Source organism: Microbacterium saperdae (assembly GCF_006716345.1).
Taxonomy (GTDB): Bacteria; Actinomycetota; Actinomycetes; order Actinomycetales; family Microbacteriaceae; genus Microbacterium; species Microbacterium saperdae.
Genome location: NZ_VFOX01000001.1, coordinates 2,859,198 through 2,873,625 on the forward strand (window position 1 = coordinate 2,859,198; position 14,428 = coordinate 2,873,625).

Genomic DNA, 14,428 nt, shown 5'->3' on the forward strand with positions numbered 1-14,428 from the left:
CTCGGCTCGGTCAGGGTGCGGTGAGTTCGGCGACCAGCACCTCGATGCGTGCCCGGATGTCGTCGCGGATCGGCCGCACCGCGTCGATGCCCTGGCCGGCCGGGTCGTCGAGCGTCCAGTCCTCGTAGCGCTTTCCGGGGAAGAACGGGCAGGCGTCGCCGCACCCCATCGTGATGACCACGTCCGACGCCTGCACGGCCTCGGTCGTCAGGACCTTGGGCTGCTCGGTGGTGATGTCGATCCCCACCTCCTGCATCGCCGCGACGGCGACCGGGTTGATCTGGTCGGCGGGAATCGAGCCTGCCGAGCGCACCTCGATGCGGTCGCCCGCGATCTCGCGCAGGAAGCCGGCCGCCATCTGCGAACGACCTGCGTTGTGCACGCAGACGAAAAGGACGGAGGGCTTCGTGGTCGTGCCGTTCATGAGTGCTCCTCAAGCGGGATCTTGTCAGGGGGAAGGTCGTCGCGGATGGCCTAGGTGGCTTCGCGCGAGGCGTCGTCAGTTGACGGCGACGCGGGTGGGCTGTAGCTGGACGAGCGGCGTTGTGCAGCAGCTGCCGCCCCCGCTCGTGTCGAAGTCGCCCGCCCCGCCGCAGACACCGGTGTCGGGCAGGACGAGCTGTTTGCTCTGGGATGCGACCACGTCGCCAGCGAGGTACGCGGCAACGCTTCGCGCCTGCTCGAAGCCGGTGAGCGCGAGGAAGGTCGGGGCCCGTCCGTAGCTCTTCGCGCCGATGATGAAGAAGTCCTCTTCCGGCTGGGTGAGCTCGCGCGCGCCGGTGGCGCCGATGGATCCGCACGAGTGGATGTTCGGATCGATCTCGGCCGCGATCCCGGCCACCGCCTCCAGCGAGACGTCCACTGCCACTCTCATCTCCGACAGGATTTCGAGGTCGGGGCGGAAGCCGGTCAAGGCGAACACGCGAGAGACACCGGTCACCTCGCTGCCGTTCTCCGCCACGATCGTGAGGGCTCCCCCTTCGTCCCGGAACTCCGAGACCCGGAACCCGGCGAAGAGTTCCACGACCCCGGACTCGATGACTTTCCGGGCTCGTCCGCCGAGAGCGGCACGTTCGGGGAGGTCATCCGCCGCACCGCCGCCGAACAGATGCGTCGCCGCCCCACGGCGCATCAACCAGGTGACTCGCGTGCCAGGTTCGCGTCGAGCAAGTTCGCTCAGCCGGAGTGCAGCATGCGTGGCTGAATGACCGGAACCGATGACGACGAGGTGCAGCCCCGCATATGCAGACACATCGTCGGGGATGCGATAGGAGATCCGAGACGCTGCACGCCCCTCTCCCACCGCAGGAAGGCCGTCAGCGCCGGCGGGGTTCGGGTGACTCCAGGTGCCGCTGGCGTCGACGATGGCGCGAGCGAGGATCCGGGATTCGTGGCCGTCGGCATCGACCGCGTGCACGACGAACGGCTGACTCGCTCGCTCCGCGTCCACGACCTTGTCGCGGCCCTGGCGCGCGACTCCGGTGACGGTCGTCGCGTAGCGAACCCTCTCACCCAACAGGTCGGCGAGCGGGGCGAGATAACCGCTCACCCACTCCGCTCCGGTCGGATATCCCGAGGACGGCGCCGTCCATCCTGTCGGCGCGAGCAACCGCCGAGCGGCCGCGTCGGTGAGCTCCGGCCACGCGGAGAACAGGCGCACATGCGCCCACTCGGCGACTGCCGTTGCAGGACCGGTTCCACGCTCGACGACGACGACGTTCTGGCCGCGCTCCACAAGGTGCGCCGCTACGGCGAGGCCCTGCGGGCCTGCTCCGATGACGACGACGGGATGTTCGAGCATTTCATCTCCTCGGATTGATGACTTTCAATATGAAGACTCTCGTCCACCTATCGAAGAAAGTCAATACGTGCCAGAATAGGCCCGTGAGCCTGCCAACAACACTCGAATCGGCCGCCTGCTGCGTCCCGCGCATCACGTCGTCGCTCAGCGTCGAGGAGGCAGAACGTACAGCCCAGATCTTCAAAGCACTGGGCGACCCGACCCGGGTCCGACTCCTGTCCCTCATCGCAGCCGGCCCGGGTGGAGAAGCATGCATCTGTGACCTGACCGAGCCCGTCGGGCTCTCGCAGGGCACGGTCTCACACCATATGAAGCTCCTCGCGGACGCCGGACTCGTCACGCGTGAGCAGCGAGGGAAGTGGGCCTACTTCGCTCTCAACGCCGACGCCATGGAGGCCGCCGCCGCCGCGCTCCGCGCAGGGTGAGCAGCCGGCGCGTCGACCCACTTCGATGGAGGATCGGCCGCGCCAAGGCCTGACGTCCTGGCCCGAATGAGCAGGAACCGTCCTGCCCGCTGATCAGCTCTTCTCGGCGGGAGTGCCGTCGTCGTCCCAGTTCGCGGCGACCTTCTTGCTCGGCTGCACGCGAGGCGGCTCTCCCGGCATCTTGGGGAACTCCGGAGGGAACGACAGCTCCCCCAACCCGTTCTCGACGTCGCGCGCCCACCACTCCAGCAGCGTGTCGATGCGTCCCGGCGCGTCCTGCATGGACGCCCAGGGGTCGCCCACGTCATCGAGCCGCTGCGGAATGCTGCGCACCGTGAACCGCGTCGGGTCGAGACCGTCCAGCTCCTCCCAGTGCACGGGAGTCGACACGGTCGCGGCGGGAAGCGCGCGCGGGCTGTACGCACCAGCCATGGTGCGGTCGCGGTTGGCCTGGTTGAAGTCGACGAAGATCCGCTCCCCGCGCTCCTCCTTCCACCAGTTCATGGTCACCTGCTCCGGCATGCGGCGCTCCAGTTCGCGCCCGGCGGCGATCACCGCGTGGCGCACGTCGAGGAACTCGTGTGTCGGTGCGATCGGCGCGAAGACATGCAGGCCGCGATTCCCGCTGGTCTTCGCGAACGCGTCGAGGCCCGCCTCCTTCAGCACTTCGCGCAGTGCGTGGGCGGCACGCACAGCGTCGGCGAAGTCCGTGCCGGGCTGGGGGTCGAGGTCGATGCGCAGTTCGATCGGGTTGTCGGCATCGGATGCGAGCGAGGCCCACGGGTGGAACACGATCGTGTTCATCTGCACCGCCCAGACGATCGCGCTCGCACGGTTCAGCACGATCTGCGGATGCTGTCGTCCGCTGTTGTACGTCACCGTGACGGCGTCGACGTAGTCGGGCGTGCCCTTGGGAGGATTCTTGGAGAAGAACCCGTCACTGCCGATCCCGTCGCGGAAGCGCTCGAGCGAGACCGGTCGTCCTCCGTTCGCCGCGAGGAAAGGTACAGAGACCCGCTGCGCGAACTCCGCGAGCTCCGCCTTGGTGATGCCGACATCGGGCCAGACGACCCGGTTCGGACTGGAGAGCACGACGTCGCGCTCTCCGTCGGTGTCGGCGACGGTCACGGTCACGCGTTCGGAGGCCATGCTCCGACACTAGGACGCGGGCGTTCACGGCGGAACCCCCGGAGGCGACGGTCGTCGCGAGAGATCAGTCGCCGAGATCGACAGCGAGCACGAGCACCGGCGAGAGCGCGTCGCGTTCGACGATCATCGAGGGTCCGGCCGAGTCGATGATGACACCGGCCATCTCGGTGTGGCTGGAGAGAACCTTCGCGAGCTGATCCGGCGTGAAGGGCAACGGCCGGTCACCGCGACCGAGGGCGATCACCTCGAGCGGATGCGTGAACAACTGCAGGAACCGCTTGCCGTCGGGGGTCTGCGCCTCGGCGATGCCGACCTGCCCGCTGCCGGTGCCGTCGTTCACGGCCACCCACATGCGCTTGGTCGCGAGAGCCTCGCCGACCTTGGTCGCGGAGTCCTGAGCCCGCGGAGTGGCGAGGATGGTCTTGATCGTCATGTCGACGTCGGCCTGCTCGAGCGTCTTCTCCAACAGCTCCGTCGGGAACACGACGCGGTGTGGCGCCGAGGCGTTGTCGACGATGAGGCCGGCGAAGTCGCCAGAGACGACCTGCTGCAGCACCGAGGTGACCGGCTGGGCGACAGCGGAGGTCGCCGCAGGGTCCTGTTCGAGCTGCACGGAGTCGCGCACGGCGGCGGCCGAGCTGAACGCGAGCATGAACTGACGTTCCTCGTCGCGCACGACCGCGACCGCGAGCGGCCTGCCCTCGGCGATCTGCGCGCGGGCGTCGCCGTTCACACGGATGTAGAGGTGCCCCTGCAGCGCCTGGCGCATGACGCCGAGCAGCTGTTCGTTGGTGGCTCCTGCTTCGATCTCCTGCAGGGCCTCCCGCAGCAGGACGTTGTCCTTCATGCCCGCGACCGTCTCGGTCTGCTCGGGCGGCAGTGCGGGGGCGAGGGGCAGGCGGCGCTCCACGGGCTCAGCCGGACGTGTCGGGTTCGCTGACGCGGTCGTCTGGGGGGCGCGGGGCGCCGAATCGACCGAGTCGCCGGGCTGCTCGTTCTGGTCGGGCAGCGAGACCGCGGGACCGGCCGCTTCTCCGACACCGCGGAACGCCTGCACCGAGATGCCGATGCTGGGGGCTGCGACCTCCGGCTCTGCGGCCCGGTCGGTCACGTCCGCAGCGACCGGGGCAGCGCCTTCGGTCTCGGAGACGTCGGATGCGGGGGCGACGACATCGTCACCGGACTTCTTGCGGCGAGAGAACAGGGCCATATCTGTCAGCCTAACCCGCCGCGAGCGACCCGTGATGCGGACTAGATCTTCTCGATCGGCGCGACTTTGATGAGCAGCTTCTTCTGACCCGAGGTGTCGAACCGCACATGCGCGATGCGCTTCGCACCCTCTCCGGTCACCGCGTCCACGCGCCCCTCACCGAAGTCCGTATGCCGGATGCGGTCGCCGGCCGTGAGCTCGAGGTCGCCGTTGTCGCGCACCTTGGCGGTGACACGGTTCGGGAACCGATCCATCGCGGTCGACAGCGGCTTGAGCGAGTCCCGCCCGGGGAGAGCCTTCACCCCGAAACGATCGCCCGATCCCGATCCCGAGGAGCCGAAGCCGCCGGAGCGACGCGCGTTGAGAGCGCGGGACTGCATGCCGCCGCGCGAGTTGACATCGCCCGGCGACTGGCGCCAGTCGATCAGCCCCGCGGGGATCTCCTGCAGGAACCGGCTGGGCATGGCGACCGTCACCTCGCCGAACTGCGCGCGCGTCATGGCGAGCGAGAGGTGCAGGCGCTTGCGCGCACGCGTGATGCCGACGTAGAACAGCCGGCGCTCCTCCTGCGGACCGCCCGGCTCCCCCGCGGAGATGCGGTGCGGGATCAGATCCTCCTCGACACCCGTCACGAAGACCGCGTCGTACTCGAGGCCCTTGGCGGTGTGCATGGTCATGAGCGACACCGTGCCGGACTCGTCTTCCAGGTCGTCGGCGTCGGAGACCAGCGCGACCTCGGTGAGGAAGTCGACGATCGTGCCCTCGGGGTTGTTGCGGGCGAAGTCGCGCGTGACGGCGACGAACTCATCGAGGTTCTCGACGCGCGCCTCGTCCTGCGGATCGCGGCTGGCGCGCAGCGCGTCGAGGTACCCGCTCTTCGAGAGCAGGAGGCTGAGCCCCTCGGCCACGGTCGTGGGCGGCGGGAGCTCCCCGGACGCGGGGAGCATGATCGCGGTGGCTTCCGTGAGCACGGCGTCGAGCTGAGCGATCGCGGCCTGGATCTTCGGTCCGAATCCGAGCTGGGTCGGGTGCGCGAGGGCGTCGCGGAAGCTGATGTCATGTTCCTCGGCGAACCGCGCGATCGCTGTCTCGGTGACGTCACCGATGCCACGGCGGGGCTTGTTGAGGATGCGGCGGACCGACATGTCGTCCGCCGGGTTCGCGACGGCGACGAGGTAGGCGAGCGCGTCCTTGATCTCCGCACGATCGTAGAACTTCGTGCCGCCCATGACCTTGTAGGGCACGGCCGAGCGGATGAAGATCTCCTCCAGCGCGCGCGACTGCGAGTTCGTGCGGTAGAACACCGCCATCTCGGAGTAGGGCATGCCGGCACGGTGCAGCGACTCGACCTCGTCGGCGACGAACTGGGCCTCGTCGTGCTGCGAGTACCCCGTGAAGCCGATGATCGCGTCGCCGTCGCCCTTGTCGCTCCAGAGCTTCTTGTCCTTGCGGTCGAAGTTGTTGCCGATGACCGCGTTCGCGGCCGACAGGATGTTCTGCGTCGATCGGTAGTTCTGTTCGAGGAGCACCACCTGCGCTCCGGGGAAGTCGCGCTCGAACTCGCTGATGTTGCGGATGTCGGCACCGCGGAAGGCGTAGATCGACTGGTCCGAGTCGCCGACGACCGTGAGCGATGCGCCCCCCTCGGGAGCATCCGGAGCCGCCGCGGGCTCCGGCTCGAAGATCATCATGCCGTTCGAGGCATACGGATCCGGCGCGGCGGAGGCGGAGACCGGCCGCGTGAGCTCGTGGATCAGCGCGTACTGCGCGTGGTTCGTGTCCTGGTACTCGTCCACCAGGATGTGGCGGAAGCGCCGACGGTAGGTGTCGGCGACCTGAGGGAAGGCGCGGAACAGATACACCGTCTGACCGATGAGGTCGTCGAAGTCGAAGGCGTTGGCCTTGCGCAGCTGGCGCTGATAGTCCGCGAACAGCTCGACGAAGATACGCTCCGCGGGGTCTGACATGTTCGCGTCGCGGGCGTATGACTCGGCATCGGACAGCTCGTTCTTGAGCTTGGAGATGCGCGACTGCACGGATGCCGGAGTCAGCCCGTAGGCGTCTGCCTCGTGCTCCTTGACCAGGCGCTTGATGAGAGCGCGGGAGTCGCCCGAATCGTAGATCGTGAAGGTCTTGGTGAAGCCGAACTGCTCGGCCTCGCGCCGAAGGATGCGTACGCACGCCGAGTGGAACGTGGAGATCCACATGCCGCGGGCCACATCGCCGACCAGTCCGGCGACGCGCTCGCGCATCTCGCCGGCCGCCTTGTTGGTGAAGGTGATCGCGAGGATCTGGCTCGGCCACGCCTCGCGGCTGCGCAGCAACGAGGCGATGCGCCGCGTGAGCACGCTGGTCTTTCCCGAACCGGCTCCGGCCACGATGAGAAGGGCGGGGCCGCGATAGGTCACCGCTTCGAGCTGCTGCGGGTTGAGGCCGGCGAGGAGGTCGTCCTGACCCTGCGGGCCGGCGGTTCCGGGAACGATGAGAGGAGCTTCGGTCATGGCCTTATGAGTCTAGGCCGCGGCACGGACACGGCGGCACGGGCGAAGACGCCGAAGGGGCGACGGAGAGATCCCCGCCGCCCCTTCGACCTTCACACCGTGCGACGACGCCGCACGGCGATGAGACCGCCGGCCAGGAGAAGCACCAGCGCGAGCGCCGCTGCCGCCACCGGGAGCTCTCCGCCGGTGTTCGCGAGGCCGCCTCCGCCGCCGCCGTCGGTGGCACCACCGGATGCTGCCGTGACCCGCAGGTCGCCCCAGCCGATCAGGTCGCCGTTCGCCGCATACACCGCGATCCGATGCGCACCGGCCGCCGCATCAGCGGGGATGGTGACCGTGATGCGTCCGGAGGCGTCCAGCGCCCCCGCTGCCAGGCGCTGCGGGTCGGAGTACATCCAGACTGCGACCTCGGCGCCGGCCTGCGCGTCGCCGACCGTCACCACGACCTGCTCACCGGCTGCGGCGGCCGCGGGGTTGATCGTGACGCCGTTGCGGTTGTCGTCGTTCAGTGCACTGCCGGGGAGCGGGGGCTTCGTGCCCGGCGTCTCGTCGTCGACGCCCGGCAGGGTGCCGGTGCGCAGCGACTGCGAGGCGAAGCCGTCGGCGAACCACCAGACCGGTCGCTGTCCGTCGACCGACAGCGACGCCGGAGCCGTCGCGAATCCCTCGTTGTTGATGTCGGGCATCCCCGCCGGACGCGCGTGGTGCGCGAGCCCCGGCTTCGCGGTGCCGTTCAGCGTGATCTCAGCCGAGCGTCCCTGGCATCCGTCATCGCACACGGCCCACAGCACGTCGCGCACGCTGTCGTAGTCCAGAGCCATGACCCCGGTCAGCCCCGGAGCGATCTCGGAGACGAGGGTCGCGCCTCCGTCTGCCCCGAGAGCGAAGGCGTACACGTGCCCGTTGTCCTCGACAGCGACGAAGAACAGCCCGCTGCCGTGTCCCGCATAGTCCGCGGGGTCGTAGGCCGCGCCGGTGTTGTCGTCGAAGAGCGCTCCGGCGAGCGCCGCATCCGGGACCCACTGCACGGCCTCCATGCCGAGGTTCGCGCCGACGGCGGGGAGCAGAGCAGTGAGGTCCCACTGCTGCTGCGCCACCAGGTCGCCGGCTGCCGCGTCCGGGTCGACCTTGAGCACGATGTTCTGGTTGACGCCCTTCGCTCCGTTGTCGCGCTCCGACGCCACGTAGACGAAGCCGTCACCGTCCGCCGTGATGCCCTCGGTGTCGGGGCCGGCGGCACCGGGGTTCGCGGCGTCCTTCTGGAAGCGCACGCGCTTGCCGTCCGTCCAGCCGTCCACCTTCTGCACCGAGCCGTCGGCGTGCGCCTCGAGCTTCCAGATGCGTCCTTCGCCGTTGTCCACGGCCCACAGGAAGGCGCCGTCTGCGGTCTCCTGCACGTCGAGACCGGAGCTGTCCTCCAGGAAAGTCGGCACGTCGTCCAGAACCCGCACCTCGGCGGAGCCCGGCCATGGCGTCACCGCGATCTCCCCCGCGCAGACGTTCGCGGAGCCCTTGGTCGACTTCTCCGTGACACCGAATGCGCCGGTGGTGTCGGGGCAGCGCCCCCAGGTCGTGGCCGCATGCCCTTCGCCCCACGTCGTGCTGTCGATGAGCAGTTCGCTGTCGAACAGGCGAACCGCATCTCCGCCGCCGAGGCCGAATCCGAGAGCCTCGCGCTCGATCACGAGGTAGTCGCCGGCAGCGATCGTGGTGCCGGCGGGGATCGCGTAGGCGTGCGCGTCGTCGTCATCCTTCACGACCACGCCCGACACGTCGAGTGCCGTGCCGGTGGGGTTGACCAGCTCGATCCAGTCGTCCGGGGAGCCCCCGTCGGACTCGACCTCGTTGATGCGCACGGGGTTTCCGCAGGCGTTGCGCAGGCCCTTGGTCGACACCGCGATGTCGATGAAGTCGCCGGTTCCATCTGCGCAGCGGGCCAGCACGCCCGCGGCGTGCGCGGTGTAGACATGCTCGTCGACCGTGTTGCCGGTGGCGTCGCGGAGCGTGACCGTGTCGCCGTTGCCGAGACCGAAGACGAAGTTCGCGGGCTGGTCGAAGACGAAGTAGGCACCCGGCGCGAGCAGCGTGCCGGTCGGCAGCGGTGTCGCCTGGTCGGCATGTCCGTTCGGGTCGTTGTCCATGACGGTCCACCCGGACAGGTCGACGGCGGTACTGCCGGTGTTGAGCACCTCGACCCAGTCGGTGGTGTCGCCGTTGGACTCGATCTCGTTGATCACCACATCGGGCACCACACAGGAGTTCGTGGCTCCGGGCGTCGGGTGGGCGAGAACGAACGCCCCCTCTCCGTCGGGGCAACGGGCGAGCGTGGCCGCTGCGGCGTCGCCGTCGATCGCGGCGTGGCCGTTCCAGGGCAGGGTGTCGTCGATCAGCGCGCCGGACCCGTCGAAGAGGCGGATGCGGTCCGCGCTGCCGATGCCGATCGGGTCGCGGAACGCGGTCTCGGCGCCGGAGACCAGGCCGATCGTTCCCTCCTCGACCACGAGGTGGGCGCCGGCGTCGATCGTGGTGCCGGGCAGGAACTGCCAGCGGTGGTCATCGGAGTTGTCGCGGATCTCAAAGCCCGAGATGTCGAGTGCCGCCGTGCCGGGGTTGTAGAACTCGACCCAGTCCGCGGGCTGCGAGTCCACCTCGTTGATCACGATCGAACCGTCCACCGGGGCGACGGAGCAGTCGTTCGAGCCACCGGGGGTCGCCGCGGTCGCGTGGGCCCACTCCCCCGTACCGTCGGGGCAGCGCGCCCAGACGGCGATCGGCGCGGTGTTGGCATAGGCGTAGGCATCGACCTCGGCACCGCTCGGGTCGTAGAGCACGACCTCATCGCCCTTGCCGAGCCCGAACGGGAAGTCCACATCCTTCACGAGCACCAGGAACTCTCCGGGCGCCAGCGTGGACCCGGCCGGCGCCTGCCCGAAGGCGTCGCGCTTCTCATCCGAGATCTTCCAGCCGTCGAGCGAGATGGTCGTGTCGCCGGCGTTGTAGATCTCGACCTGATCGGCGAGTCCTGTCTGGGCGTCGTCGTAGACGATCTCGTTCAGCACCAGGCCCGGTGCCGCATCCGCCTCCTGGCTCGCGATGGCGGGGGTGTCGGACGTGGCGCCGATGGCGGCGGCGGGGGCGGCGAGCAGGGCGGCGGCGCTGAGAGCGCCGACCACCGAGACCGCGACCCCGCGAAGCAGGCGGGACATGGGACTCCTGTGTCGGGTGCGCGAACGGGTACCCGACCACCCCACCGATGTCGCATGGCCGCAGGGCTACCCGCAGATGTACGCCGCATGAACGCGCGGTTGCGGTTCGCCGCCGACCTCCGCCGACCGTCAGGCGATGCGAGTCCCCGGTGGCAGGCGCCGCGCGGGGGTGCGCGTACGCGTCCAGGCGCCGGCGAACAGCGAGCCGGCGAGCACGACCTGCACACCGAGACCGACGAACCAGCTCGGCACGGTCGAGTCGATGATCTCCCGCCCGGTCAGGGACGTGTCCTCCTGCGCGCATTCGTCCCACCGCTGTTCGAGCGGAGACAGCTGCACCATGCGCACACCCAGCTTGATCTGGCCGAACAGGTCGATCGGGTTTCCCCCCTTCGAGAACTCGGTCGGAGTGGCGTCGGCGAGCACCACGAACGGGTTCGCGGCGAGAGTCCACCACACGAGATCGAACCGCGGCACCTCGTACGAGTAGCTGTCCCAGCGCTCGCAGTCGACGTTGCCCGCGGAGTCGTAGGGTCGGGAGTAGCTGGTCGCCTCGCTGCGCACCGCGAGCCCACCCAGCGCGAAGGTGATGAGGGTGCCGATCACGAGACCGGCCACGACCAGGTACGTCGTGGCGACGGAGAACAGCGGCCGGGCGATCAGACCGCTCAGCCCCACCCCGATGGCGGCGACGACGATGATCTCGACGATCAGCACGAGCAGCGACACCAGCAGCACGCTCACATCAGCGGCGCCGCCGACGAGCGATCCGGCGAGGAAGGGGATGGCGACGACGAGGAAAGCGCCGCCCGTGGCCACTGCTGCCAGGAGCTTGCCGATCATGATGTCGCCCGTGGAGGCCGCCGTCACCTGGATCGCAGCGAGCGTCGCTGCATCCCGGTCGCCGTTGATCGTGTTGCCGCTGAGGGTCGGTGAGACCAGCACGACCAGCAGCAGCACCATGTTCACGACGATCGAGAACACGCCGGCACCGCCGAAGTCGTCCCACGAGTACACCGCGTAGGCCAGCACGGTGACTCCGAGAAGCACTGCGGCGTACACGCCAAGGAGGATGTACCAGCCCACGCTGCGCAGCCGCTGCGTCAGCTCCAGGCGGGCGATGGTGATGATGTGCGAGAAGTTCATGCGCCGTCCTCCGTCGGGGTCGGGTCTGCGGGCGGTGCGGGTGGCGGCGGCGAGGCAGGGGCGGGATGCGCCTCCTGCTCGCGGAGCGCGAGGAACGTGTGCTCGAGAGCGCTCTGCGCCGGCGCGAACTCCGACACCGGCAGGCCCGCCTCCACCAGCCGACGCAGCGCAGCGGCGGCGGCGTCTTCACTCGGAAGGCCCAGGAGGACGGCACCGCGATCCGCGCCGAGCGACTCGGGGGCGACGCCCAGTGTCGACGCGACCTGCCACGAGTCCGCCTTCAGTCGCTCAGGGGACGCGCCGGTGAGACGGATCCGCCACGCCCGCGCGCTCGCCTGTGCCGGTGCGGCATCGACGACCGATCCGGCGACGAGGAACACCGCATCATCGACGACCTCTTCGAGCTCGGAGAGGACATGGCTGGAGATCAGCACCGTGCGCCCCTCGGCGGCGAAGCGGCGCAGCAGCACGCGCAGCTGCACGCGCGCCTCGGGATCGAGCCCCGACGCCGGTTCGTCGAGCAGCAGCACCTTCGGGTCGTGCACCAGCGCCCTCGCCAGTCCGAGCTTCTGCTTCTGCCCGCGGGAGAGCACCTTCGCCGGGGAGTCGGCGAGCGCGCCGAGGCCGACGAGAGTCAGGAGCTGCTCGGCGCGAGGGGCCGCATCAGAACGTGAGATGCCGTAGAGCCGGGCCGTGGTGACGATCGTCTCCCGCGCGGTCAGCGAGGGCCACGCTCCCAATGCGTCGGGCATCCATCCCAGCAGGCGTCGGGCCGCCAACGGATCCGATGCCGGATCCACTCCCCCGATGCGGATGCTGCCCGAGTCGGGAGCGAGGAGCGAGGCGAGCATCAGCAGCAACGTGGTCTTGCCTGCGCCGTTGGGACCGACCAGGCCGGTCACCCGCCCTTCCTCAGCGCGAAGAGTCGCGCCCTGCACGGCCTGGACCGATCCGAACGATCTGCTGACGGCGTCGACGACGATTCCACTCATGTGGTCAGTCTGGCATCCGGACGTCGCGCAGCCCGGGAGCTCGGGGCGGATGCCCAGGAGGGCACGCTCGCAGGTGAGATGATCGAAGGATGCGCACGATCCTCAACATCATCTGGGTCATCCTGGCCGGCTGGGCACTGTTCCTCGGATATGTGCTGGCCGGGGTCCTGCTGTGCATCCCGATCATCACGATCCCGTGGGCGATCGCCTCGTTCCGCATCGCGCGCTACGCCATCTGGCCGTTCGGCCGCGAGGTCGTGAGCAGGCCCACCGCCGGTGTCGGATCCTTCCTCGGCAACGTGCTCTGGGTGATCCTGGCGGGCTGGTGGCTCGCGATCGGCCACATCATCTCGGGTCTCGCGCTCTGCATCACGATCATCGGCATCCCGATGGGCATCGCCGACTTCAAGATGGTCCCGATCTCTCTCATGCCGCTCGGCAAGGAGATCGTCTCCACCCGCAAGGGCGCCTTCGACCGCACACTGTGATCCCTGCACATCCGCCTCTAGAATCGTGCGGATGGATGCCGATCGCCTGCACGCCTGGGATCAGGAGCTGCGCGCTGCTCACACCCGGCTGCGCGCGGCGCTCACGGCGACGCGGGAGGCGCTCGACCGCGGTGAAGCCGCGCCGGATGCCGCCTCGGAGCTGACCCTCTTCTGCATCGGGTTCTGCGCGGCGCTCGACGGACACCACACGAGCGAGGACCGCACGCTTTTCCCGGCGCTCCGTGCGGAGCATCCTGAGCTCGGCGGGGTGATCGACAAGCTCATGCAGGATCATTCGATGCTCTCGCATCTGCTCAGCGCCCTGCGCGGAGCGGCCGAGCGCAACGAGGACGCGGCCTCGATCGAACGCCACCTCGACGGCATCGGCGCGATCATGGAGTCGCACTTCCGCTTCGAGGAGCGCGAGATCCTGGCGCCCCTGCGCGCGCTCTCGCTCGATCGCGACGTGACGGACGTGCTCGGACCGTTCTGACAGCGACGGTGACGTCGCCTCAGCTGCGGAAGAACCTCACACCGAGATCCGGATGATCGACGAAGACCCCGTCGACTCCGGTACGGGCGATCGCGCCCCACTCGGCTTCATAGTCGCCGTAGGCGCCGCGTCCGCCGGAACCGCGGAACTCCGGGGACAGGAACGCGTTCTCGGGGCGGCAGGTCCAGGTGAAGACCTTGAGTCCTCTGGCGTGCGCATCGGGGACGATCGTGTTGCCGTGGGCGAGCAGCATCTTCTTGTTGACGCTGATGCCGTCCACGCGACCGACGAGATCGTCGAGACCCTGCGGCGACACCGTGGCCTTATAGGTGATCGCCTGCTTGCCGTGCGCGACCTGGAGGTCGTAGGGACGACCCGATGCCTCGATCAGGTAGATGTACGAGGCGGGGATGCCGCGCTCTCGCAGTTGTCCGAGCACCGTCGATTCGAAGCACTCGATGATCAGCGGAAGCTCGCCGTCGGCCCATCCGGCCGCGCGGAGATCACGTTCGATCAGCGGAGCGAGCTCCATGCCGATGCTCGCGAAGTACGTCGCGTGCTTGACCTCCAGGACCACGCCGATCTCCCGACCGTGCTCCACGGAACCTTCGCGCACGATGTCGAGCACGTCCACGAGGCGCAGGATCGCCTGCGAGCCGTCGAAGCTCGCGCTCGAGAGCCGCACCTCCGGCAGCCGCTCCCTCCCGCGCAGCGTCGACAGCTCGGCCCAGGTGAAGTCTTCGGTGAACCAGCCGGTCAGCGACTGGCCGTCGACACGCTTCGTCGTCTTCCGGTCGGCGAACTCCGGGTGGTCGGCGACATCCGTGGTGCCGGAGATCTCGTTCTCATGACGCACCACCAGCACGCCGTCCTTGGTCGCGACGACATCGGGTTCCACCGCGTCGACACCCATCGCGAGCGCGAGTTCGTACGACGAGCGGCTGTGTTCCGGGCGGTAGCCGGGCGCACCGCGATGCCCGATGACGAGCGGAGATTTCCTGGGCACGCTCTCAGCGT

At 68.9% G+C, this 14,428-nt stretch carries 12 protein-coding genes; 3 read left to right on the forward strand and 9 right to left on the reverse strand.

Annotated elements, in window-relative coordinates:
- Nucleotides 1-10: 10 nt before the first annotated feature.
- Together FB560_RS13525 and FB560_RS13530 are read right to left on the reverse strand one after the other, a co-directional pair.
- Nucleotides 11-424, reverse strand: coding sequence for an arsenate reductase ArsC (locus FB560_RS13525; protein WP_141872852.1), 414 nt, complete (start codon nt 422-424; stop codon nt 11-13).
- Between the two features lie 75 nt (nt 425-499).
- On the reverse strand, nt 500-1,801 hold the full coding sequence (locus FB560_RS13530) for an FAD-dependent oxidoreductase (RefSeq protein WP_141872853.1): 1,302 nt from the start codon (nt 1,799-1,801) through the stop codon (nt 500-502).
- 83 nt (nt 1,802-1,884) lie between these two features.
- On the opposite strand from FB560_RS13530, the gene FB560_RS13535 reads away from it, so the two are divergent.
- Nucleotides 1,885-2,226, forward strand: coding sequence for an ArsR/SmtB family transcription factor (locus FB560_RS13535; RefSeq protein WP_229673057.1), 342 nt, complete (start codon nt 1,885-1,887; stop codon nt 2,224-2,226).
- A gap of 93 nt (nt 2,227-2,319) precedes the next feature.
- Here FB560_RS13535 and ligD read toward each other — a convergent pair whose 3' ends face one another.
- From ligD to FB560_RS13565, 6 genes are all read right to left on the reverse strand, one after another.
- A complete protein-coding gene (ligD, locus tag FB560_RS13540) occupies nt 2,320-3,375 on the reverse strand; it encodes a non-homologous end-joining DNA ligase (RefSeq protein ID WP_141872855.1) in 1,056 nt (351 codons plus the stop codon).
- 64 nt (nt 3,376-3,439) lie between these two features.
- Nucleotides 3,440-4,585 (reverse strand): SseB family protein, encoded by a 1,146-nt coding sequence (locus FB560_RS13545; protein WP_141872856.1) that lies wholly within the window; start codon nt 4,583-4,585, stop codon nt 3,440-3,442.
- A gap of 41 nt (nt 4,586-4,626) precedes the next feature.
- On the reverse strand, nt 4,627-7,086 hold the full coding sequence (locus tag FB560_RS13550; RefSeq protein ID WP_141872857.1) for an ATP-dependent helicase: 2,460 nt from the start codon (nt 7,084-7,086) through the stop codon (nt 4,627-4,629).
- A 92-nt stretch (nt 7,087-7,178) separates the two neighbouring features.
- On the reverse strand, nt 7,179-10,292 hold the full coding sequence (locus FB560_RS13555; RefSeq protein WP_141872858.1) for a lamin tail domain-containing protein: 3,114 nt from the start codon (nt 10,290-10,292) through the stop codon (nt 7,179-7,181).
- A gap of 129 nt (nt 10,293-10,421) precedes the next feature.
- Entirely contained in the window at nt 10,422-11,438 is a 1,017-nt protein-coding gene (locus FB560_RS13560) for an ABC transporter permease (RefSeq protein ID WP_141872859.1), read from the reverse strand.
- Nucleotides 11,435-12,430: an ABC transporter ATP-binding protein gene (locus FB560_RS13565; RefSeq protein WP_141872860.1), complete on the reverse strand. Its 996-nt coding sequence runs from the start codon at nt 12,428-12,430 to the stop codon at nt 11,435-11,437. The genes FB560_RS13560 and FB560_RS13565 overlap by 4 nt, the downstream gene beginning before the upstream one ends.
- Before the next feature lie 89 nt (nt 12,431-12,519).
- On the opposite strand from FB560_RS13565, the gene FB560_RS13570 reads away from it, so the two are divergent.
- Both FB560_RS13570 and FB560_RS13575 read left to right on the forward strand, forming a co-directional pair.
- Entirely contained in the window at nt 12,520-12,918 is a 399-nt protein-coding gene (locus tag FB560_RS13570; RefSeq protein WP_141872861.1) for a YccF domain-containing protein, read from the forward strand.
- Between the two features lie 31 nt (nt 12,919-12,949).
- Nucleotides 12,950-13,411, forward strand: a complete 462-nt coding sequence (locus FB560_RS13575) for a hemerythrin domain-containing protein (RefSeq protein WP_141872862.1) — start codon at nt 12,950-12,952, stop codon at nt 13,409-13,411.
- A gap of 19 nt (nt 13,412-13,430) precedes the next feature.
- Here the strand turns inward: FB560_RS13575 and FB560_RS13580 are convergent, their stop codons facing one another.
- Entirely contained in the window at nt 13,431-14,417 is a 987-nt protein-coding gene (locus tag FB560_RS13580) for a glycerophosphodiester phosphodiesterase family protein (RefSeq protein ID WP_141872863.1), read from the reverse strand.
- Between the last annotated feature and the right edge of the window lie 11 nt (nt 14,418-14,428).

Excerpts from the sequence above, each read along its gene's own strand:
- FB560_RS13525 (WP_141872852.1), bottom strand. The coding sequence starts at position 424 with ATGAACGGCACGACCACGAAGCCCTCCGTCCTTTTCGTCTGCGTGCAC.
- FB560_RS13530 (WP_141872853.1), bottom strand. The coding sequence starts at position 1,801 with ATGCTCGAACATCCCGTCGTCGTCATCGGAGCAGGCCCGCAGGGCCTC.
- ligD (WP_141872855.1), bottom strand. The coding sequence starts at position 3,375 with ATGGCCTCCGAACGCGTGACCGTGACCGTCGCCGACACCGACGGAGAG.
- FB560_RS13545 (WP_141872856.1), bottom strand. The coding sequence starts at position 4,585 with ATGGCCCTGTTCTCTCGCCGCAAGAAGTCCGGTGACGATGTCGTCGCC.
- FB560_RS13550 (WP_141872857.1), bottom strand. The coding sequence starts at position 7,086 with ATGACCGAAGCTCCTCTCATCGTTCCCGGAACCGCCGGCCCGCAGGGT.
- FB560_RS13555 (WP_141872858.1), bottom strand. The coding sequence starts at position 10,292 with ATGTCCCGCCTGCTTCGCGGGGTCGCGGTCTCGGTGGTCGGCGCTCTC.
- FB560_RS13560 (WP_141872859.1), bottom strand. The coding sequence starts at position 11,438 with ATGAACTTCTCGCACATCATCACCATCGCCCGCCTGGAGCTGACGCAG.
- FB560_RS13565 (WP_141872860.1), bottom strand. The coding sequence starts at position 12,430 with ATGAGTGGAATCGTCGTCGACGCCGTCAGCAGATCGTTCGGATCGGTC.
- FB560_RS13570 (WP_141872861.1), top strand. The coding sequence starts at position 12,520 with ATGCGCACGATCCTCAACATCATCTGGGTCATCCTGGCCGGCTGGGCA.
- FB560_RS13575 (WP_141872862.1), top strand. The coding sequence starts at position 12,950 with ATGGATGCCGATCGCCTGCACGCCTGGGATCAGGAGCTGCGCGCTGCT.